Source organism: Sorangium sp. So ce406, assembly GCF_051474675.1.
Taxonomy (GTDB): domain Bacteria; phylum Myxococcota_A; class Polyangia; order Polyangiales; family Polyangiaceae; genus Sorangium; species Sorangium cellulosum_G.
In genome coordinates this window covers 9209357-9231140 of sequence record NZ_CP150340.1, presented here as the reverse complement: position 1 = coordinate 9231140, position 21784 = coordinate 9209357, and the positions used below count along the sequence as shown (strand labels likewise).

General features: G+C 72.0%; 18 protein-coding genes. 6 read left to right on the top strand and 12 right to left on the bottom strand.

The window, feature by feature from the left end; translation table 11 throughout:
* Window positions 1–80: 80 nt before the first annotated feature.
* Window positions 81–1229, bottom strand: coding sequence for a phospholipase D-like domain-containing protein (locus tag WME96_RS34525; RefSeq protein ID WP_437285839.1), 1149 nt, complete (start codon window positions 1227–1229; stop codon window positions 81–83).
* A 342-nt stretch (window positions 1230–1571) separates the two neighbouring features.
* Between WME96_RS34525 and WME96_RS34520 the strand changes: the two genes are divergently transcribed.
* The 5 genes from WME96_RS34520 (at window position 1572) to WME96_RS34500 (ending at window position 9222) form a co-directional block, all read left to right on the top strand.
* Window positions 1572–3485, top strand: a complete 1914-nt coding sequence (locus WME96_RS34520) for a glycoside hydrolase family 2 protein (protein WP_437285838.1) — start codon at window positions 1572–1574, stop codon at window positions 3483–3485.
* Between the two features lie 277 nt (window positions 3486–3762).
* Window positions 3763–4902, top strand: coding sequence for a glycosyltransferase family 1 protein (locus tag WME96_RS34515; RefSeq protein WP_437285837.1), 1140 nt, complete (start codon window positions 3763–3765; stop codon window positions 4900–4902).
* Window positions 4903–4905: 3 nt separating this feature from the next.
* On the top strand, window positions 4906–6027 hold the full coding sequence (glf, locus tag WME96_RS34510) for a UDP-galactopyranose mutase (protein ID WP_437285836.1): 1122 nt from the start codon (window positions 4906–4908) through the stop codon (window positions 6025–6027).
* The gene (locus WME96_RS34505; protein WP_437285835.1) at window positions 6024–8300 is read left to right on the top strand and encodes a family 1 glycosylhydrolase; all 2277 of its coding nucleotides are present in this window, start codon (window positions 6024–6026) and stop codon (window positions 8298–8300) included. The genes glf and WME96_RS34505 overlap by 4 nt, the downstream gene beginning before the upstream one ends.
* A 412-nt stretch (window positions 8301–8712) precedes the next feature.
* Window positions 8713–9222, top strand: a complete 510-nt coding sequence (locus WME96_RS34500; RefSeq protein WP_437285834.1) for a hypothetical protein — start codon at window positions 8713–8715, stop codon at window positions 9220–9222.
* 142 nt (window positions 9223–9364) lie between these two features.
* Here the strand turns inward: WME96_RS34500 and WME96_RS34495 are convergent, their stop codons facing one another.
* Both WME96_RS34495 and WME96_RS34490 read right to left on the bottom strand, forming a co-directional pair.
* Window positions 9365–10090, bottom strand: coding sequence for a helix-turn-helix domain-containing protein (locus WME96_RS34495; RefSeq protein ID WP_437285833.1), 726 nt, complete (start codon window positions 10088–10090; stop codon window positions 9365–9367).
* Window positions 10091–10218: 128 nt separating this feature from the next.
* Window positions 10219–10374 (bottom strand): hypothetical protein, encoded by a 156-nt coding sequence (locus WME96_RS34490; protein WP_437285832.1) that lies wholly within the window; start codon window positions 10372–10374, stop codon window positions 10219–10221.
* Window positions 10375–10950: 576 nt separating this feature from the next.
* Here WME96_RS34490 and WME96_RS34485 point away from each other — a divergent pair.
* Complete coding sequence (locus WME96_RS34485) at window positions 10951–11514, top strand: ExbD/TolR family protein (RefSeq protein ID WP_437285831.1); 564 nt, start codon at window positions 10951–10953, stop codon at window positions 11512–11514.
* Window positions 11515–11716: 202 nt separating this feature from the next.
* Here WME96_RS34485 and WME96_RS34480 read toward each other — a convergent pair whose 3' ends face one another.
* The 9 genes from WME96_RS34480 to WME96_RS34440 are packed head-to-tail and all read right to left on the bottom strand — an operon-like array spanning window position 11717 to window position 21736.
* Window positions 11717–12298 (bottom strand): hypothetical protein, encoded by a 582-nt coding sequence (locus tag WME96_RS34480; protein ID WP_061620681.1) that lies wholly within the window; start codon window positions 12296–12298, stop codon window positions 11717–11719.
* Window positions 12299–12327: 29 nt separating this feature from the next.
* Window positions 12328–13260 (bottom strand): hypothetical protein, encoded by a 933-nt coding sequence (locus tag WME96_RS34475; RefSeq protein ID WP_437285830.1) that lies wholly within the window; start codon window positions 13258–13260, stop codon window positions 12328–12330.
* Window positions 13245–15212 (bottom strand): BatD family protein, encoded by a 1968-nt coding sequence (locus WME96_RS34470; RefSeq protein ID WP_437285829.1) that lies wholly within the window; start codon window positions 15210–15212, stop codon window positions 13245–13247. Before WME96_RS34470 ends, WME96_RS34475 begins: the two co-directional genes overlap by 16 nt.
* Window positions 15209–16285 carry a tetratricopeptide repeat protein gene (locus WME96_RS34465; RefSeq protein WP_437285828.1) on the bottom strand — a complete coding sequence of 359 codons (1077 nt, stop codon included), beginning with the start codon at window positions 16283–16285 and terminating at the stop codon, window positions 15209–15211. The genes WME96_RS34470 and WME96_RS34465 overlap by 4 nt, the downstream gene beginning before the upstream one ends.
* Window positions 16272–17426, bottom strand: coding sequence for a vWA domain-containing protein (locus WME96_RS34460; protein WP_437285827.1), 1155 nt, complete (start codon window positions 17424–17426; stop codon window positions 16272–16274). The genes WME96_RS34465 and WME96_RS34460 overlap by 14 nt, the downstream gene beginning before the upstream one ends.
* Entirely contained in the window at window positions 17423–18568 is a 1146-nt protein-coding gene (locus tag WME96_RS34455) for a vWA domain-containing protein (protein WP_437285826.1), read from the bottom strand. The genes WME96_RS34460 and WME96_RS34455 overlap by 4 nt, the downstream gene beginning before the upstream one ends.
* Window positions 18565–19848 (bottom strand): hypothetical protein, encoded by a 1284-nt coding sequence (locus WME96_RS34450; protein WP_437285825.1) that lies wholly within the window; start codon window positions 19846–19848, stop codon window positions 18565–18567. Before WME96_RS34450 ends, WME96_RS34455 begins: the two co-directional genes overlap by 4 nt.
* Entirely contained in the window at window positions 19845–20753 is a 909-nt protein-coding gene (locus WME96_RS34445; protein ID WP_437285824.1) for a DUF58 domain-containing protein, read from the bottom strand. The genes WME96_RS34450 and WME96_RS34445 overlap by 4 nt, the downstream gene beginning before the upstream one ends.
* Window positions 20750–21736 carry an AAA family ATPase gene (locus WME96_RS34440; RefSeq protein WP_061615569.1) on the bottom strand — a complete coding sequence of 329 codons (987 nt, stop codon included), beginning with the start codon at window positions 21734–21736 and terminating at the stop codon, window positions 20750–20752. The genes WME96_RS34445 and WME96_RS34440 overlap by 4 nt, the downstream gene beginning before the upstream one ends.
* Between the last annotated feature and the right edge of the window lie 48 nt (window positions 21737–21784).

The window sequence follows — 21784 nt, the reverse complement described above, 5'->3', positions numbered from 1 at the left end:
GCCTAGACGGTAGCATCCCGCCGGCGCGCCTGGCGGCGCTCGCGCCGGCGCGTCCGCCACAGCGACCCTGCGCGCCGGCGTCAGAGCCAGTTGCGCGCGAGGTAGGCTGTCCACGAGGCCGCCCGCTCCCACAGGGGGCGCCGGGCCCAGTGCGCGACGGTGATCTCGCGGCAATGGGCGAGGTCGTCGGCGAACATCTGCTCCATGGCGCTGGCGAACCCGCGGTGCGAGACGACGGCGTTCACCTCGAGGTTCATGCGCAGCGACTGGCTGTCGAGGTTCGTCGAGCCGACGGTGGACCACGCGCCGTCGATGACCGCGGTCTTGGCGTGCAGGACGCGGCCGCGCCACTCGAACATGCGGGCGCCGGCGTCGAGGAGGTGGCCGTAGATGGTGCGCGACGCGAGCAGGACCGCGGGCACGTCGGTGGTGCCGGCGACCATGATCCTGACGTCGACGCCGCGGCGGGCCGCGGCGGTGAGCGCGTGGATGATCCGGAGCGGCGGCAGGAAGTAGGCGTTGGTGATGTAGATCCGCCGCCGGGCGCGCTCGATGGCGATCCGGTACGCGTGGCGGATGCCGTGGCGGTGCCTCCGGCGGGGGAGGTCGTTGCTGATGATCTGGACGGCGGGGTCGGGCCTGCGCCCCGTGATGCCGTAGCGCTGCTCGTCGACGGGGGCGCCGCCGGAGCGCTGCCATGCGCGCAGGAAGAAGTACTGGAGCTCGGCGGCGGCGGGGCCCTCGATGCGGAGGTGGGTGTCGCGCCAGCCGGCGCCGCCGTGCTCCGGAGCGGCGTAGTCGTCGGAGATGTTGAGGCCGCCGGTGAACGCGACGGCGCCGTCGACGATGAGCGCCTTGCGGTGGTCGCGGCGGGCGACCTTCCCGAACGGGGCGGAGAGCTCGAAGGGGCGGAAGGCGAGGGGCCGGACGCCGGCGCGGCGGAGGCCGTCGAGGAAGGACGACGACACGGAGGAGCCCCAGGCGTCGAAGAGCAGGCTCACCTCGACGCCGGCCGCCGCCCGCTCGGCGAGCGCCTCGGCGAAGCGCTGGCCGGTGCGATCGCCGCGGAGGATGTACGTCTCGAGGCAGATGGTGCGCCGGGCGCGGGCGATGGCCTCGAGCATGGCCGGGTACGCCTGGGCGCCGTCCTTGAGGAGCGCGAGGCGATGGGCGCCGACGGCCATCTCGGCGAACGGGGGCTCGGCGGGCGCGGGATGGGGCTGGGACATGCTGCGAGGGGCCGGGCTCCTCGGGATGAGGCGGCGCGATGATAGCGCGGTCTGGAGGGCGTCGGGCGGATCGTCGACCCGGGGGGCCGGCCGCGGGCCTACCGTGGCGCCGCGCGGGCCGGGGGAGCGTGAGATCGAGAGAAGGGAGGCAACAGGTGATGTCGGAGATTGCCTTGAACTCCGGTCGATGAGGGATAGTCGACCAGGCGGGCAACGGCCTTATTCGCGACGAGCGGGTTGGACTCGCCCTGTGCGCGCGGGCATCATCCACTACCCTGGGAGGAGCGCTGCGACTCCGAGGTTCGGTCCGGCGGCTTGCGCGGAAAGAGGACACGTCACGCGATGGCACCGAGGCGAGCGAAGGGGAGGCACGCCGTGGAGGACGAGCTGTCGAGCGCGGGCGGCCGCGAGCATGGCTATCCGAGGCCGCAGCTCCGGCGCGCGGGGTGGACGTCCCTGAACGGGACCTGGGCGTTCGCGCTCGACCCGGAGGCGAGGTGGAGGAGGCCCGGCGAGGTCGTGTGGGACCGCGTCATCGAGGTCCCGTTCTCGCCCGAGACGGAGCAGAGCGGGATCGGGGAGATGGGCTTCTGTTGCGCCTGCTTCTACCGGCGGACGTTCGAGGCGCCCGACCTCCGGGAGGGCGAGCGGCTGATCCTGCACTTCGGCGCGGTCGACTACGAGGCCACGGTCTGGTTGGAGGGGAGCCTCGTCGCGCGCCACGTCGGCGGGTACACCCCCTTCAGCGTCGACGTCACCGATCACCTCGGCGCGTCCGGGCCGCAGGAGATCATCGTCCGCGCCGAGGACGACCCCGCCGACCTGGCGAAGCCGCGCGGCAAGCAGGACTGGCAGCGCGAACCGCACTCCATCTGGTATCCGCGCACGACCGGGATCTGGCAGACCGTCTGGATGGAGCGCGTCCCGAGCACCTCGATCGGCGCGGTGCGCTGGGCGTCGAGCCTCGCCCGCTGGGAGATCGACTGCCTCGCGAGGGTCGCGGGGGCGCGGCGCGACGACCTGCGCCTCAGGGTGCGGCTCCACTACGACGACGCGCTGCTCGCCGACGACACGTACGCCATCGTCGCCGGCGAGGTGCACCGGCGGGTCGCGCTCTCCGACCCCGGCATCGACGACTTCCGGAACCACCTCCTCTGGAGCCCCGAGTCGCCCACGCTCATCCAGGCGGAGCTCGAGCTCCTCGGCCCGGACGGCGAGGTGCTCGATCGGGTCCGGAGCTACACGGCGCTGCGCTCGATCGCGGTCCAGGGCGACCGCATCGTGCTCAACGGCAGGCCGCTCTCGCTCCGGATGGTGCTGGATCAGGGCTACTGGCCCGGGAGCGGGATGACGCCGCCGGACGATCACGCGCTCCGCCGCGACGTGGAGCTCGCGCGCGCGATGGGCTTCAACGGCGTGCGCAAGCACCAGAAGATCGAGGACCCGCGCTATCTCTACTGGGCCGATACGCTCGGCCTCCTGGTCTGGGAGGAGATGCCGAGCGCCTACCGCTTCACCGCGCAGTCGGTCGAGCGCCTCACGCGGGAGTGGATCGACGTGATCGATCGCGATTACAGCCACCCCTGTGTCATGGCGTGGGTCCCGTTCAACGAGTCCTGGGGCGTGCCGAACCTGCCTGACAACGCGCGGGAGCGCCACTGGGTCGAGGCGCTCTACCACCTCACCACGACGCTCGACGCGACCCGCCCCGTCGTCGGCAACGACGGCTGGGAGAGCGTCGCGACCGACATCATCGGGATCCACGACTACGATACAGACGCGGAGCGCATCGCGCGGCGCTACCACGCCGAGGAGGTCCGTCCCCGGCTGTTCCAGCGGGAGCGCCCCGGCGGACGCCTCCTGGTGCTCGGTGGGAAGGTCCAGACGAGCGATCTCCCGATCATCCTGTCGGAGTTCGGCGGGATCGCGCTCCGGCGGGGTATCCCGGGGAGCTGGGGCTACTCGCTCTGCGACGACGCGGGATCGTTCGCCCGGGCCTACGAGGCCTTGCTCGCGGCCGTGCGCTCGGTCGAGCTGCTCAGCGGCTTCTGTTACACGCAGCTCGCCGACACGTACCAGGAGGCGAACGGCCTTCTCTATGCGGATCGAACGCCGAAGTTCCCGCTCCAGGAGATCGCCGCCGCGACGCGCGGCCGCGTCGCCGGCCACCTGCAGCCCGACTGCCTGGGGCTCCGAGGACGCGAGGGGCCCCGGCAGGAAGGTGTGGTCGATCCCCTGGTAGAGGACGGCGGTTAGCCGACGGTAGAGGACGGCGGACGGCCGCTCCGCGGCGCCGGCCCGGCTCCAGCGCTTCCGCGCGGAGCCGACGCTCGATCTCGTCCAGCCGAGGTGCTCGCGGGCTCGATCTCTCGTCATCACCCCGCAATACCCCGCCATCCTGCAGCGCGATCTCGCGCGAGATGCGGTGACGCCGCATCGCGGCGCGAGCTCCCCGGCATGCTCCTTGAATAGCGCTCGTCCGGAGCCGGGGCCGGGACCCAGGTGCACACCGAGACTCGAGCGGGAGGGATGGATGAGCGCGAGATCGCTGCCAGACGTGATCTGCTTTTCGCACCTGCGTTTCGGCTTCGTGTTCCAGAGGCCGCAGCACCTGCTCACGCGCTGCGCGCAGCGACGCCGCGTCTTCTTCTTCGAGGAGCCGCTGGTCGACAGCGAGCCGCCGCGCCTCGAGGAGACCGATTCCGAGCACCGAGGCGTCTGCGTCGCGACTCCGCACCTGCCCGCCGGCGCCGGGCCGTCACGGGCCTCCGCGATGCAACGTGAGCTGCTCGACGGCATGATGAAGCGTCATGGGATAACCGACTACGTGCTCTGGTATTACACGCCGATGGCGCTCTCGTTCTCTCGGCACCTCGCGCCCGCGGCGATCGTGTACGACTGCATGGACGAGCTCTCGGCCTTCGCCGGGGCGCACCCGGCGATCAAGGATCGCGAGGCCGAGCTCCTGCGCCGCGCCGACCTGGTCTTCGCCGGCGGCGCCAGCCTCTACGAGGCGAAGCGGGCGCTGCACCCGAGCGTGCACGCGCTCCCGAGCAGCGTCGACGTCGCGCACTTCGCCCGCGCGCGGGCCGCCACCCGCGCCGAGCCCGCCGACCAGGCGGGCATCCCGCGGCCGCGCCTCGGCTTCTTCGGCGTCCTCGACGAGCGCATGGATCTCGCCCTCATCGCCGCCATGGCCGCGCTGCGGCCGGCCTGGCAGATCGTGCTGGTGGGGCCCGTGGTCAAGATCGACCCGTCCACGCTGCCCCGCGCGCCGAACATCCACCTTCTGGGGCAGAAGCGGTACGAGGAGCTGCCCGCGTATCTCGGCGGCTGGGACGTGGCGCTCCTGCCCTTCGCCCGGAACGAGGCCACGCGGTTCATCAGCCCCACGAAGACGCCGGAGTACCTGGCCGGCGGCAGGCCCGTCGTCTCGACGTCGATCCGCGACGTGGTGCAGCCCTATGGCGAGCTCGGGCTGGTGCGCATCGCGGACGCGCCCAGCGAGTTCGTGTCCGCCGTCGAGGCGGCGCTGGCCGAGGATCGCGGCCCGCTGCTCGCGCGGGCGGACGACCTCCTCGGGCAGCGCTCGTGGGACGCGACGTGGGCGACGATCGAGCGCCTCCTCGAGGGCGCGCTGGAGCGCCGCGCCCGGGCCGCGGCGGCGAGGTGAGCCATGTTCGATTACCTCATCGTCGGCGCCGGCTTCGCCGGGTGCGTGCTCGCCGAGCGGCTCGCCCGCGGGGCCGGCAAGAAGATCCTGCTCTGCGACGTGCGCATGCACATCGGCGGGAACGCGTATGACCACCACGACGCCGCGGGCATCCTCGTGCACAGGTATGGACCGCACATCTTTCACACGAACTCGCGGGAGGTCTTCGACTACCTCTCGCAGTTCACCGACTGGCGCCCGTACCAGCACCGCGTGCGCGCCTGGGTCGACGGGCAGCTCCTGCCGATCCCGATCAACCTCGACACGATCAACGGCCTCTACGGCCTGAGCCTCAACGCGCTGGAGGTCGAGGCCTTCCTCGCGTCGCGGGCCGAGCGGCGCGAGAGCATCCGCACGTCGGAGGACGTGATCGTCAGCAAGGTGGGCAGAGAGCTCTACGAGAAGTTCTTCCGCAACTACACCCGCAAGCAGTGGGGGCTCGATCCATCGGAGCTCGACGCCGCGGTGACGGCGCGCGTCCCCGTGCGCACGAACCGGGACGATCGCTACTTCTCCGACGCCTACCAGGCGATGCCGCTCCACGGCTTCACGCGGATGTTCGAGCGGATGGTCGACCACCCCGGCATCAAGATCCTGCTCAACACGGACTACCGCGAGGTCTGCCATGCCATCCCGCACCGCGAGGTGATCTACACGGGCCCTGTCGACGCCTATTTCGATCACCGGTTCGGCAAGCTGCCCTATCGCTCGCTCGAGTTCAAGTTCGAGACGAAGGATCAAGAGGTCTACCAGGCGGCGCCGGTCATCAACTATCCGAACGAGTACAGCTACACGCGGGTCACCGAGTTCAAACACCTCACCGGCCAGTCGCACCCGAGGACGACGGTCGTCTACGAGTTTCCGAAGAGCGACGGCGACCCGTACTACCCGGTGCCGCGGCCGGAGAACGCGGCACTCTACCGCAAATACGAGGAGCTCGCCCGCTCGATCAGCGGCGTCCACTTCGCCGGCCGGCTCGGCACGTACCGTTACTACAACATGGATCAGGTCGTCGCCCAGGCCCTGACCCTCTACACGAAGCTCACGGGCGCACCGGGCTGGCGGTCCCTCGCGGAGGCGGCGTGAGCGGGGCAGCCGGGGAGGGCGGCGCTCCGGCGCTCGAGATCTGGGGCGGCGTCGAGTGCACGGTGAACCGCGTCGGCGACGCCTACCACGACCAGCTCGATCGGAACGGCCACGCGCACCGGCTCGACGATCTCGACCGCTTCGCCGAGCTCGGGATCCGGGCGCTCCGGTATCCGGTGCTCTGGGAGCGCACGGCGCCCGACGGCTGCGCCAGCTTCGCGTGGGCCGACGCGCGCCTCGGGAGGCTGCGCGAGCTCGGCGTCCGCCCGATCGTGGGCCTCGTCCATCACGGCAGCGGGCCGCCCCGGACGAGCCTCCTCGACCCGAGCTTCGTCGACGGGCTCGCGCGCTTCGCCCGCGCGGTGGCCGAGCGCTATCCGTGGGTCGAGGACTACACGCCGGTGAACGAGCCGCTCACCACGGCGCGCTTCTCCGGCCTGTACGGCCACTGGTACCCGCACGGCCAGGATGGCCGCGCCTTCCTGCGCGCGCTGCTCACGCAGTGCCGCGCGATCGCGGCGGCGATGCGCGCCGTCCGCGAGGTCAACCCGCGCGCGCGCCTCGTGCAGACCGAGGATCTCGGGAAGACGTTCAGCACGCCGCTGCTCGCCTACCAGGCGCAGCACGAGAATCACCGCAGGTGGCTCAGCCTCGACCTGCTCGTGGGGCGGGTGGATCGGGATCACCCGTTCTATCCCCAGCTCCTCGAGTGGGGCGCGTCCCCCGGCGAGCTCGAGGCGTTCGTCGCGTCGCCGTGCCCGCCGGACATCCTCGGCATCAACCACTACGTCACGAGCGACCGGTTCATCGACGAGCGGATCGAGCGTTACCCGTCATGGGTTCACGGCGGCAACGACAGGCACGCTTACGCCGACGTCGAGGCCGTGCGCGTCGTCGCCGAGGGCATGGGCGGGCATCTCGCGCGCCTCCTGGAGGTCTGGGAGCGCTACCGTCGTCCGGTCGCGATCACGGAGGCGCACCTGGGCGGCTCCCGCGAGGAGCAGCTCCGGTGGCTGGCCGAGGCGCACCGCGCCGCGGTGGACGCGCGCGCGGCGGGCGCGGACGTGCGCGCGGTGACGGCGTGGGCGCTGCTCGGCTCGTTCGATTGGGACAGCCTGGTCGTGCGCGATCGCGGGCGCTACGAGCCGGGCGTCTTCGACGTCCGCGGCCAGGCGCCCCGTCCGACGGCGCTCGCCGCGCTCGTCCGCGCGCTCGCCCGCGGGGAGCCCTTCGATCACCCGGTGCTCTCGTCACCAGGGTGGTGGCGCCGCCCGGAGCGCCTCCTCTATCCTCCCGTCAGCATCGACGAGCGCGGCGCGGCGCGGTTCGAGCCGTCCGGCGGCGGCGCAGCGCCGCTCGAGCGGCCCGGCGACGGGCCGACGATCGCGCCGTCGGGGCGCGCCGCGCCCGGGAAGGCCGAGGCGCCGCCGATCCTGATCACCGGCGCCACGGGCACCCTGGGAAGGGCGTTTGCGCGCCTGTGCGAGCACCGCGGGCTGCCGTACCGCTTGCTGAGCCGCCTCGAGATGGACATCGCCGATCGCGTGTCCGTCGAGCGCGCCCTCGAGCGCCATGCGCCGTGGGCGGTCGTCAATACCGCCGGTTACGTGCGGGTCGACGACGCGGAGCTGGAGCCTCACCGCTGCGAGCGGGAGAACGCCGCCGGGCCCGCGGTGCTCGCGGCGGCGTGCCGCGAGCGCGGCGTCCGGCTCGTCACGTTCTCCTCCGATCAGGTCTTCGACGGCGCCGGGACGACTCCTTATGTGGAGACCGATCCGGCGAGGCCTCTCAGCGCGTACGGTCGGAGCAAGGCTGTGGCCGAGCAGCGGGTGCGCTCGATCCTCCCGACGGCGCTGGTGGTGCGGACGGCGGCCTTCATCGATCCCTGGGACGCGTCGACGTTCGTCGCGGCCGCCCTGCGCGCGCTCCGCGATGGCCGCCCTTTCAGCGCGGCCGAGGACATGATCGTGACGCCCACCTACACGCCCGACCTCGCCAACGCGGCCCTGGACCTCCTGATCGACGGCGAGGGGGGGCTCTGGCACCTGGCGAACCGCGATGCGGTGACCTGGGCCGAGCTCGTGGCGCGGACCGCCGCGCTGGCGCGCGTGGACACGAGGCATCTCGTCCGCTGCCCGAGCCGCGCGCTCTGCCTCGTCGCGCCGCGCCCTCGTTACAGCGCCCTGGGCAGCCGGAGAGGGCTCCTGCTCCCTGCGCTCGACGACGCGCTCGCGCGCTATCTCGTGGAGCGTGACGGTGGCCCAGCTCGATGACAAGTCCGCGCCAAGCCAGGACGAACGGCGACGGGCCAGGGAGCACGATGGATGACGGATATCCCTGACTGACGCTCGGGAGAAGGCGGAGTCGTGTCCGTCACGGCCTCTGTCGAGCGGCGCAGAGCCGGTGAGTTCTGTCCACGTGGTGAGCGCATGTCCAGCGCTCGTGCGGGGAGCGACGATGAGTTCGCTTGTTCTCCACGCCATCCCTTCCATGGTCCGGGCACCTCCGGACGTTTGTTATGGCAGACGGCTCTCTGCTGGATTGGCGCGGTGTCTGTCGAGGGCGGCGACACGTCTGTTCGACCGGAGGAAAAATGGAGGGGCCCGGTGGCGTTGCTTGCCCGCACGTGTACGAGCGCCTAGCCTGGGTCGCAGACGTAACCACGGATTTGCGGAGGAAAGCGCCATGATGCCGATGAGCATGCCGATGATGAGCTCGACGGGGATGATGCCTCAGATGATGGGGATGATGCCTCAGATGATGGGGATGATGCCTCAGATGATGGGGATGATGCCTCAGATGATGGGCATGATGCCTGGCATGGGGATGATGCCTCAGATGATGGGCATGATGCCCCAGATGATGGGCATGATGCCTGGCATGGGGATGATGCCTCAGATGATGGGCATGATGGGTCAGATGCCGATGATGGCGCGGATGACCTGTGAGATGGATAAGGAGGGGATGGTCTGCAAGATGATGCCCATGGAGGGCATGGGCATGGACATGCTGCGCGGGCGCTGTGAAGCGATGATGAAGATGATGAGCATGGGCATGCCGATGACGCTCATGTGCGGCAGCATGCCGATGATGATGTGCATGGGCACCGGGATGGGCATGGGCACCGGGATGGGCATGGGCACGGGCTCGAGCACCATGGGCGCCGGCGCGAACGTCGCCAGCATGAACAAGTGAGCGCGCGCTCCTGGCGCAGCGCCTGATCTTCAGGCTGGAAGCAAGAACGCCGAGAGGAAGAGAGCGCCACGAGGAGAAACGATTCTCCTGGCGCTCTCTTCCTCTTGGCGCTTCAGCGTGGGGGATCCGGGCCGGCGCCCCTCTAGCCGGTCTTCTCGACGTAGGTCATCACCAGGTACATGATGACCTCTTGCTTGGTGGGGTTCCTGTACTGGTGGGGCACGTCGGCCTCGAACAGGATCGCGTCGCCGGTCGCGAGGAGGTGGCGCTCGGCGCCGACGATCATCTCCAGCGTTCCGGACGTCACCACGAGGTTCTCGACCGTGCCCGGCGGGTGCGGATCTGCGTGTTCGGTGGCGAGAGGGGCGAGCTTGAGCTCGTAGAACTCCACCGTCCTCGGCACATCGAACGGGAACAGCGCGCGCGAAGAGAACGAGCCGTCGTGCGACGTCAGCACCTTGGCGCGCGCGGCCGGGATGATCGAGGTGCCGCCGATCGACTGGTCGCTGATCAGCGCCGAGAAGGGCACGCCCAGCGCCCGCGCGATCTTCCAGAGCACGTTGATCGTCGGCGTGCTCTGGCCGAGCTCGATCTGGCTGAGCATCGCCCGGCTCACGCTCGACGCCTTCGCCAGCCGCTCCAGGGAGAGGCCGCGCTTGGTCCGGAGGCGCCGCAGGTTGGCGCCGACGATGCCCGTGAGCGCCGAGGACGCGTCCTGCGGGGCCATCTCGTAGGTCCAGGCCTCGTCCGGTGCCTCGTCCGCGTCCCGCTGCGGCGGCGTTTCCCCCTTCGCTCGGCTCGAGGTCGAGCTCGCTGGGCCGGCGGCGCTCTCCGGCCTGCGGTGCGAGGAAGGTCCAGCCAGCGACAACGCGCTCTCCGTCAACTCGGCCGACGCAGCCGCGCCGTTCGCCAGGCCCGATGCGGTCAACGAGCCATGGAAACCGTTGCCAGGGCTCCCCGCTGGGGAGGTGAGGCGCGTGTTCTGGCGGACGGATTTCATCGAATCTGCCAGACCGGCATCCACGTCCACACGGGGTACCACCAGAGGGCGACCGGCATGCCGACCGACTTGCCCGACGACATCGTGTCGCCCTCGTGGGTGCGTTCGTTCCGAACGACCCGCCGCTGCCGGTACTCTTCCAGGTCAATCACTTGAGCACTCTGGGCGCGCATCCGCTTACCTCCAACCCGTAGGCACATCATCCGTTATAACGGATTGTTTGTCAAGGGACAGCTCGGCGATGACGCACCGGTGACGGCCACGACGGTCATCCCGACGGGCTGCTCCCGGCAGGCCCGGCCATGGCGCAGCGTGTCGGCTCCCGCTGAGGGGAACCGCGCCTCCTCGTGCATGGTTATTCCAGTATAGACGTGATTTTGAGGCCATCTGGAGTAGTGCGACGCGTCATTCGTGGGCCCGCAGCGAGTCGCGTTGCCTCTGAAATACTGGACGAGGCGGAGCTCGCCGCATGTGCCGCGTTCATCCGCCCGCCGGTCGCGGTGCCCGGTGCGCCACGACGGTCTCCATGCTGTCGACCTGGTGTCGGTGTGTCCTCTCCCCACCTGCGCGGCGCTTCGTCTGTGGCGCAAGCGATCCGCCCGAGGGCTTTTCAGGAACATCCTGCGCGCGCCGTCCTCTGTCTTTCACGTCGCGGTGCTGCGGAGCCGGAGAGCGCCGCGACATCACGAACACACATCGCGGCATCACGAACACACGAGGAGGCAGCCATGGCGGGCGTCGACGTGGGTGGGGGCGAGAGGCGGGCGCGCAACAGCGAGATCAACATGATCCCGTTCATCGATCTTCTGATGGTGACCATCGCCTTTCTCCTGATCACCGCGGTGTGGGTCACGAACTCTCGTCTCAAGACCAGCGCAGAGGTGCCTGCCGCCGCCGGTTGCGGCGAGGAGTGCCAGAAGGAGCCTCTCAAGGCGATGCACGTCCATGTCGGAGACGACAGCTTCCGCCTCGTGTGGAAGCAGGGCGCGACCGTGTTGAGCGAGGCGACCGTCCCCAAGCATCCTGTCGAGATCGGCACGACGGGCGCCACCGCGATCCGTTACACGGAGCTCAGCGAGGCCATCCAGCGCGAGTGGGAGCGGAGCGGCGAGCACCGCGCCCCGAGCGATCGTCGCGCCGACCAGGCCGTCCTCCACAGCGACGACAGGACGCCGTTCCGCGAGCTCGTCGCCGTGCTCGACGCCATCAACGCTCCCCGCCGCGCCGTCCTCCTCGAGGATGGACGCAGCGCCGAGATGCCCGCGTTCCTCGCCACGTTCTCCGCGCGCTGACGTATCCCGCTCATCCCACGACCCCGGTAGGCCCCAGAGAGGGTGTTCGCCGCGCCGGGCGGGGTGGGGGATGGGCCGATGTCTGAGCCTTGGATGTTCGTCATCCGGCTCGCCGGATGACGAACATCCAAGGCGAGTTCGGCGGGGCCCCCACCCCGCCCGGCGCGGCGAACACCCTCTCTGGGGGCCGGGCCCCTGGATGCTACGCCGTGAACTCCGTCGTCAGCGCCACCCAGTTCGAGGGCGGCCGGACAGCGTAGCTCAGCGCCAGCACCTCGATCAGCACCACCCGGTAGATCGCGTGGACGTCGTCGACGTCCACCTCGTGCGCGTTCGCCTCGAGCGCCGCGTCGAGGTGCTCCTGCACGAAGGCGAGGACGTCGGGCTGCTCCATCGCGATGACGTCGTCCGAGTCGACCGCCTCGGCAGGATCGTGGAGTCGGATCTGCTCGTCCAGGTTCAGCGACTCCTCGACGCCCGTGAGCGCCGTCTCGGTGACCTCCTCGAGGTCCTGGCCGAACAGCTCGTCGAAGGCGAGCCAGATCGCGAGCGTCAGGAAATAGCCGAGGGCGAGCGCCGTCTCGTCGAGCGGGCCCGAGAGCACCGTGGAGATCCGGTCGGCCAGCGCAGGCTGCGTCTGCTCGAAGCGCGTGAACGCGTCGTCGAGCTGCTTGCGCGAGTCGTCGTCATCTTCGGCGAGCTGATCCTCGATCTCGGACAGGACGCGCGCAGGCACCTGAGCGTACGAGGGGACGGGGCGAATGGCTGCGCGGCGTACCCACACGCGGACAACCTAGCACACGATGGCGCGGTTCATGGAGCGAGCAACCGGATGCTCGACGCCGGGACCCACCCCTCGGTCGCGCCCCAGCGGACCTCCGCGAGCCCGCCCGATCTCCTGCCGACCTCGACCGACGCGCCCTCGGGGATCGGGGTCTGCTCCGCGACGGGCAGCGCGCGCCCGCCCTCGTCGAGCAGCCGGACCTCGGGGACCACCACGACGCCGGCGCGCGTCGTCAGCCGCAGGTGCCGCGCCGCAACCGTCAGCGGCAACAGCGCGAGCAGCGCGACGAGCGCCGTCGGCGCGAGGACGCTGCCCGCGACGTGCGCGGGGCCCGCCGGGCGGCGCCGCAGCACCACGCCGACCGCGAGGAGCAGCGACGCGAGGAGCGCGGCCGCCGCCCACGTGCGCTCCGACGCGAGGCCGACGATGACCCGGTCGAGCGTGGGCCGCGCGTCGACCGCGTCCGCGGCGCGGCGCGAGCGCCGGCGCGTGATCTCCGCGCGCACGAGGTCGAGCGCGCGATCCGCGTCCGTGTCGCCCGGACGGAGCCGCAGCGCCTCCTCGAACGCCGCCGCCGCCCGGCCCAGGTCGCCGGGGCGATCCGCGCCCTCGCGGACGCGCAGGACATAGGCGAGGCCGCGGTTGTAGCTCGCGTCCGGGTGCACGAAGCCGCGGTCGGCGAGCAGCTCGAACGTATCGATCGCCGCGCCGTACTCGCCGCGGCCGAGCGCCGCCGTCCCCTGCTGGAACAGCGCCTCCGGGGCCTCGGCCGGCTGGGCGCGCGCGTCGCTCGCGGCCGGCTGGGCGCGCGCGTCGCTCGCGGCCGGCTGGGCGCGCGCGTCGCTCGCGGCCGGCTGGGCGCGCGCGTCGCTCGAGAGCAGCGCCGGCGCGAGGCACGCGGCGAGGAGCAGGAGCGCGGCGGCGAGGGGGCGCCTGCGGCGGCCGCTCACGTCGGCTTCCATCGGGCGAGCTCGGTCATGACGGCGCGGCTCTTCTCGACGAGCGCCGCGGACGCGGCCGCGCCGCCCTCCTGCTCGGCCGGCTCGAACCGGATCGCCTCGCACGCGGCGAGGGTCTCGCAGGCGCGCGCCGCCAGCGCCTCGGGGACGCCGCGCTGGCCCAGCTCGCCCGGGAGCGCCGCGAGCAGGACGCCGCGGGAGCGGAGGCCCGTCGCGGACTCGATCGCCCGGTGCACGGCGCGCTCGACCGCCGCGGCCGTGGCCTTGAGATCGCCCTGCGCCGCGGCCTCCTCCGCCTCCTGCGCCGCCAGGGCCGCGAGCCGGGCGGGCGAGGTCGCGCTCGCCTCGCGGCGCTCGCGCGCCCGGCGCACGAGCCGATCGCCGGCGCCGAACAGCGTGACGAGGAGCGGCGGCGCGGCCAGGAGCAGCCAGAACGGCGCCCCGTCGAGGGGCAGCGTCGCGGGCGGGGAGTACGCGCCGAGCGAGGCGCGGAGCCCCGGCATCCCGGCGAACGGCTCGGCGCGGCCGGCGGCGTCGCGGTTCGCGTCCATCGCGCCGGACGCCGGCCCGGAGGGCGCCGTCGGAGCGACCGCGGCCACCTGGACGACGCCGAGGTCCGCGGTCTCGACCACGTAACGCTTCTGCGCCGGATCCCAGTACGGGAACTCGATCTTCCCGAGGCTCACCGCGCCGCTCTCCTGGATCCGGACGACGTAGCCGAACGAGCGGAAGCCGCCGATCGCGCCGCCGCGCGGCTCGAGCGACTCGCGCTTCTCGGGGTCGAGCCACTCGAGGCCGGTCCGCTCCGGCACCCGGAGCGACTGCGGGAAGTTGCCGGTGCCGGCGACCTGCACGGTCACGGCCACCGAGCCGCCCTGGTCGATCTGGCGCGGCTGCACGGTCGCCTTCAGCGTGAACTGACCGACGTCGCCGAGGGCGTAGCCGGACGGGCGGCCGGCGACCGGCGGCTCCGTGACCTGGACGACCACGTCGTTCGACTCGCGCAGCACGCGCGCGCCGATGCGGCGCCCCGTGATGCGCGCCTGCATGCTGCCCGTGTGCAGCTCGCCCGCCTTCAGCGGGAACAGCGCCAGCTTGTCGACGAGGCGCGCGGCGTAGCGGTGCCCGCCGACCCGCGTGTACACGGGCCGCTCGTGGCGCGCGTCCTCGAGGAGCGCGTGGCGGAGGAAGTCCGCGGCGGGCGCGGCGCGGGGCTCGCTCATCTCCGCGTTCTCGCGGAAGTACAGGTAGAACGAGACCGTGACCTGCTCGCCGACCACCGCGCTCGTCTTGTCGGGGATGGCGCGCAGGAACACCACCGGATCGGGCTCGCTCGGCATCGCCAGCTCCGGGGCCTGATCCTCGGGCTCGTCCTCGACCTCCTCGTCGTCGAGCAGGCCGCCCGGGCCGCTGAACGGCCACGGGAAGCCGTGCAGCGGGCCGCCGGGCAGGAGGAACGGGTTGTTCGGCCGGCGCGGCCGCCCGCTCGCCGGCACGACCTTGATCAGGATCGGCCCCGCGGTCATGCGCTTGCCGTTCCACGAGATGGTCGGCCCGGGGATCGTATAGCGGCCGGGCTTGTTCGCGACGATCTGCCACGTCGCGCTGATCCCGAGCTGCGTCGTCACCATGCCGCCGCTCATCTGCGTCTTCATCTGCGTCCCGATGCTCGGGCCCGAGACGATGTCGAGATCGGGCGGGACGCGCAGCTCGGGGTCGGACGGCATGCCGGCGCCGCGCTCGACGAGCGCCTTCACCTCGACCGTGAACGGCTCGCCGACCTCGACCTCGGTGGAGCTGGCGCGCGACGAGAGCTCCGGCTGCTGGGCGCGCGCCGCGAGCGGGGCGAGCAGCGCGAGCAGCGCGAGCAGCAGCGCCGTCGCGAGCGGCGCGGGGCGCGGGGCGGCCAGGGCCGCGAGCGCGAGCGGGGCAGGGGAGAGCGCCGGGCGCGTCACTTGTCCTCCATCCCGCGGCCGCGCCGCGTGCCGGCCCTGCTCTTCGCTTCCTGCTCCTGGTACGTCGGCGCCTCCTCGAGCTGGTCGAGGACGCGATCGTCCTGCCTTCCGGGCTGCGGCTGCTCCTGGGGCTGCTCGGGCGGCGGCTCGGGCTGGTCGGGCGGCCCCGCGTCGGGCGGCTGATCCTGCGGGCCCGCATCGGGGCTCTGATCCTGGTCGCCGTCGCCGCCGTCGTCACCCGCGTCCTGGTCCCCGCCGTCGTCGCCCGCATCCTGGTCGCCGCCGTCGTCGCCCGCGTCGGGCTCGCCCGCGTCGGGCTCCGCGTCCGGCTCTGCATCGGGCTCCGCGTCCGGCTCTGCGTCGGGCTCCGCGTCCGGCGGCCCCGCGTCCTTCTGCTCCTCGATGCGCCGCAGCGCGATCGCCCGGTTCCAGGCCGCGTCCCGGCCGATGCCGTCGCCGCCCGTCTCCTCGATCAGGCCGGGGATGATCGCCAGCGCCTGATCGTAGTACTTCACGGCGTCCTCGTACTTGCGCCGCAAGAACTCGAGGTTGCCCGCGAGGTAGCGGGCGCGCGCGCGCAGGTCGGCCGGCACGCTCGGATCGGCGCCGATCGCCTTCACGAGGGTCAGCGCGCAGTCGATCTCGATCCCGCGCAGCGCGTCGTTCTGCTCCTGCTCCGGCCCGCCGTCCGCGAGCTCCTCGTCGCCGAACCGGTGGCCGTAGCGCTCGGCCAGGTGGAACAGCGTCAGCCCGAGGTCGAACGAGCCGTTCGGCTTCTGGCGCACGGAGTCGGGCAGCCCGATGCCGGCGTCGCTGCACGCGCCCGTCCCCAGGTAGCTCTCGAGCGCCTGCGCGGCCGACTCGAGGTTGCCCGCGTCGAGATCGCGGATCGCCTGGTCGACCGCGGGCGCGTTCCGCTCGAACGGCGACGTCGGATCCCACCCGCTGCACCCGGACGCCGCCGAGAACGCGGCCCCGGTGAGGCACGCCGCGCCGAGCCCGATCGCGAGGACGCGCCCGTGGCGCGCGAAGAACCCGGCGAGATCCGCCCGCTTGCGATCACGACGCGGCATGCTGCCCTCCCGCGCTGCCCGCCGCGGCCGGCCCCGCCTCGTCCGCGAGATCCGCGCCGCCCGGGCGAGCCTTCAGCAGCGCCGCGCGCCTCGGCGCGGCCTTGGGGTGCGTCGCCACGAAGCGCCGGCGCGGGGCGTCCTTGAGGAACACCTCGACGATGAGGAGCAGGATCGCGAGGCCGAGCGGGTAGAAATACACGTCCGCGTAGACCGTCTCGACCCGCTCCGAGAACTCGCTCTTCATCTGCCGCCTGAGCTCCGCGGCGATCGTCTCGATGCCCGTGGTGCCCTTCTCCGCGCGGATGATCTGCCCTCCCGGCGTCGCCTGCGCGATCGACGCGAGCTGCTGCTCGCCCGACAGCGACAGCTCGCTGGTGAGCGGCTTGCCCTGGCGGTCCTGCCGCCACCCGACGATGCGGCCGTCCGGGCCGATCTCCGGGATCGGCTCCGGCGTGCGCCCGCCGATCTGCACGACGTGGATCGTCGTGCCCTGCGCGCCGATCGCCTGGGCGACGCTCAGCGGGTAGCCCTCCAGATCCTCGCCGTCGGTGACGAGCAGGATGATCCGCTTGTGCTCGGCGGACTTCGGATCGCGGCGCAAGAGCTCGTTCGCCTGGTCGAGCGCGCGCGCGATCGCGGTGCCGCCGATCGGCATGTCGTTCGGGTCGAGCTGGCGGAAGAACTGCGCGATCGCGGCGCCGTCCGCGGTGAGCGGGAAGCCCATCGGCTCGCCGGCGAACGCGACCGCGCCGAAGCGCGCGCCCTCGAGATCCTTGATGAGCCGGGCGACCTCGACCTTCGCGCGGAAGATGCGCGAGGGCTCGACGTCGCGCGCGTACATGCTCTTCGAGTAGTCGAGCACGACCACCACGTCGACGTTGGTCGCCGGCACGAGCCGCGTGCCCTTGCCGTACTGCGGCCGCGCCGCGGCCACGAACGCGAGCGCCGTCGCGAGCACGAGGAGCACGCCCTTCCAGGCGCGGCGCTTCGCCGGGTCGGCGGTGGTGAGCGCCTTCACGCGGTCCTCGTCGCCGAAGCGCTTGACGGCGCGCGCGACGCCGAAGCCGCCGAGGATGAGCAGGAGCCCGATCAGCGCGGCGAACGCCGTCCCGAGCAGGAACCAGGGGGCCGCAAAATTCACGGGAACCTCCGGAGCAGCCAGGCGCGCAGGAGCGCGTCGAGCCCGATCAGGAACACGCCGGGCAGGAGCAGGAACGGGAAGAGATCTTCGTACGCCGAGATCGACGCCTCGAAGCGGGTCTTCTCCAGCCGGTCGAGCACGTCGTGCATGCTGTCCGCGAGCGCCTTCGCGTCGGTCGCCACGTACGACGCGCCGCCGGTCTTCTGCGCGATCTCCTGGAGCAACGCGGGGTTCACCGGGAAGCGGTGGCGCACGTAGCGCGGCTGCCCGAAGAGATCGATGCCGTCCTCGACCTCGACCTCGTCGTCGGTGCCGATCTGGATCGTGTAGACCTTCACGCCGAGCGAGGTCGCCAGGTGCGTCGCGTACTCGGGCGAGATGGCGCCGGCGTTCGAGTCGCCGTCGGTCAGGAGGATCACGACCTTCGACTGCGCGTCGCTCCTGCGCAGCCGGGCGACCGCGGTGCCCAGCGCGTCGCCGATCGCCGTCGCGCTGCCGTCGATCACGTTGAGCGTCATCTGCGAGACCATCTGCGTGAGCAGGTGGTAGTCGAGCGTCGGCGGCGACAGCACGTAGGCGGCCTTGCCGAAGACGACGACGCCGAGGCGATCGGTCTTCCGCCGGCTGATGAAGTCCTGGAGGACGAGCTTCGCCGTGTCGAGCCGGGTCAGCCGCCTGCCGCGCGGCAGCTTCGGCTGGCCGGGGAGGTCGGCCGGCCTCGCGTCGAGGATCGCGCGCATCGAGCCCGACAGGTCGAGCGCCACGACGATGTCGATGCCCTTGTCGTCCGAGCGCTGCTCGCGGAGCACGCTGACCGGCCGCCCCATCGCCAGGATGAGCAGCGCGAGCGCGACCGTGCGCAGCACGCCGGGCAGGTCGCGCAGGTGGCTGCGCAGGCCGCGCGGTCCGCGCGCGAGCGGCGCGACCGTGCCGAGCCGGAGCCGGGGCTTGCGCGCGTCCTCCGCGAAGATGCCCCAGTACCAGACGACCGGCACCGCGAGGAGCGCGACGAGGAACCACGGGGTCTGCCAGCTCGCGCCGAGCCAGGCGTCGCGGCGCGCGAGGTAGGGGTAGACGCAGGCGATCGCCGCGACGACGAGCGTCGCCGCGACCGCGAGCGCCGCGCGCTTCGCCCGGCTCAAGGCGCCTCCTCGGGCGCCCGCGACGAGCGGGCGGGCGGCGGCTGCTTGCCGGACGGCGGCCCGCCGGGCCCGGCGGCCTCGCCGGGGCGCACGGCCGGCGGCGTCGTGCGGTGCACGATGACCTCGCCGCGCTCGATCGCCTCGAGGCAGTCGGTCTCGGTCGGCTGGAGGCGCGCGAACTTCACGAGGTCGCAGTCGGCGAGGAACCGCGCGATCTGCGGCAGCACCGGCACGGGCGGGCGCACCCGCGCGAGCAGCGCGCGCATCTCGTCGCTGGTCGTCTCGAGGCCGTCGAAGCCGTACCGCGCGCCGAGGTACTTGCGCACGCAGTCGCTCACGCGGTCGAAATACTCGTCGGTCCGCCCCTGGCTGAGCAGGTCGGAGCGCCGGAGCGCCTCGAGCTCCTCGAGCGCGGCGAGCCACGGCAGCTTCGGCGGCGGGGCGGCGACCACGCGGGGCCGGCGCAGCCAGCGGCGGACCAGCCAGGCCACGAGCACCCCGAGCGCCGCGCCGATGAGGATGCCGAACGTGAGCTGCTTCGCGAGCACCCACTCCTCGCGCTGCGGCCGCGGCGGCGGGTTCGGCCTCACCTTGGGATCGCGCTCGTTCGCGATCGGGTCCTCGACCACGATCTCGTGCGGCCGGGTGCAGACCGTGACGAGCTCGCCGCTCGCGCGGGACACGGCGATCGGCACCGGCGGGAGCTGCAGCAAGCTCCTCCCCGGCTCCTTCGGCAGCGGGACGAACGGGATGACCAGCCTGGTCGTCGCGCCGGTGTCGGTCGCGGTCGTCGTGCTGGTCGGCCCGGCGCCCGCGTCGGCCTCGGGCAGGATGAACCCCGCCTTCTCCAGCGCGCGCGCGGCGTCGCTGTCGCCCTGGACCTTGAAGCCCTCCGGCAGCACCGTCTCGCCCTTGCCGTGCGCGACGGTGACCTCGAGGTGGGCCGCGTAGCCGCTGAACCCGTTCCTCGGGAACGTCTCCTGGATCTGCGGCCGCGTCGCGCCGGCCGGCACGTGCTCCGCGCACGAGGCCCACACGCTGCCTGCGCCCCGCTCCGTCGCGGACGGCGCGGGCGGCGGAGGCGGGGGCGGCGGGGGGTCGTCGTCCCGCGCGGCGGGCCCGCCGGCGCCGCCCGCGGCCGGCTGCGCGCGCGCCGGCAGGGCGCACGCGAGCGCCGCCGCGAGCGCGGCCCACGCGAGCGGCCGGGTGATCGCCGCGCGCTCGCGCGCAGGCGACGCGAGCGCGCGCGCGGCAGAGGCCCGGGAGCGGCGCGGCGTCATCGCCGGAGCCTCCGCGCCCGCTTGGCGAACAGGTCGCGCAGCGGGGTCACGAAGCTCTCGCCCGTCTTCACCACCACGGCGTCGAGCGCGAGCTTCTTGAAGAGCTTGTCCCGGTCGCTCCGGAGCTTGCGCATCGCGGTGCGGTAGTGGTCGCGCACCGCCCGGTCGCCCGTGTCGACCACGACCTCCTCGCCGGTCTCCAGGTCCTCGAACGTCGCGAGCCCCACGTCCGGCAGCTCCTCGTCGCGCGGATCGACGAGCATCACCGGGATCACGTCGTGCTTGGCGGCCGCGAGCGAGAGCGAGCGCTCGAAGCCGGAGGCGAAGAAATCGCTGATCACGAACGCAACGCTCCTCCGCTTCGCCACCTTGACCAGGGTCTCGAGCGCGAGCTTCAGGTTCGTCCCCGTGTACTTCGGCTCGTGGCCGAGGATCTCCCGGATGACGCGCATCACGTGCTTGTCGCCCTTCTTCGGCGGCACGAGCTTCTCGACGGCCTCGGTCGCGAGCACGAGGCCCACGCGATCGTTGTTCTTGATGGCGCTGAACGAGCAGAGCGCCGCGATCTCGGCGGCGAGGCGCGCCTTCGACGCGCGCCGCGTGCCGAACTGCTCGCTCTGCGAGGCGTCGACGACCAGCATGACGGTCATCTCGCGCTCCTCGACGAACACCTTCACGAACGCCTCGCTCATGCGCGCCGAGACGTTCCAGTCGATCCACCGCACGTCGTCGCCGGGCATGTAGGCGCGGACCTCGCGGAACGAGAGGCCCTGCCCCTTGAAGACGGACGAGTACGTCCCGGAGAGCTGCTCGTTGGCGAGCCGTTGCGTCCGGATCTCGATGCGCCGGAGCTGCTTCAGGAGCTCGGGCGGCAGCGGGTTCTTCGAGCCGGAGGCCTTGCTCACGGCACCTCGACCACCTCGAACACGCGCCGGACGATCTGCTCGGACGTCACCTCCTCGGCCTCGGCCTCGTAGGTCAGGACGACCCGGTGCCGGAGCACGTCGGGGCCGATCGCCTTCACGTCCTCCGGCGTCACGTAGCCGCGGTGGCGGAGGAAGGCGTGCGCGCGCGCCGCGAGCGCCAGCGCGATCGAGGCGCGCGGGCTCGCCCCGTACTCGATGAGGCTGCTCAGCTCCCGCATCCCCTTCTGCCCGGGCTCGCGGGTCGCGAAGACCACATCCACGATGTAGTCCTTCACGCGGTCATCCATGTACACGTCGCGCACGACCTTGCGCGCGGAGACGAGCTCCTCGGGCGTCGTCACCTTGGCGGCCTTGCCCTCGATCACCGCGGTCGTGCGATCGATGATCTGCCGCTCCTCGGCCCGCGCGGGGTAGCCGACCTTGACCATCAGCATGAAGCGGTCGACCTGCGCTTCGGGCAGCCGGTAGGTCCCCTCCTGCTCGATCGGGTTCTGGGTCGCCATGACCACGAACGGGCTCGGCAGCGGGTAGGTCGTGTCGCCGATCGTGACCTGCCGCTCCTGCATCGCCTCGAGCAGCGCGCTCTGCACCTTCGCCGGGGCGCGGTTGATCTCGTCCGCGAGCACGAGGTTCGCGAAGATCGGGCCCAGCTTGGAGGTGAAATCGCCCTTCTGGTGGTTGTAGATGACGGTGCCGATGAGATCGGCGGGCAGGAGATCCGGCGTGAACTGGATCCGGGAGAACTTCGCCTCGATCGCGTCGCAGAGCGTCCGCACCGTGAGCGTCTTGGCCAACCCGGGGACGCCCTCGAGGAGCACGTGCCCTCCGGTCAGCAGCCCGATGAGGATGCGCTCGATCATGTACGTCTGACCGACGATGACCTTGCCAACCTCGTTGAGCAGGGTGTCGATGAAGGCGCTCTCTTTGGCGACCAGCTCGTTCAGGGCGCGTACGTCGTGCATAACGGGTGGGAGCTCATAGCAAGCCCGGCCGCCCGAGGACAACCGGCG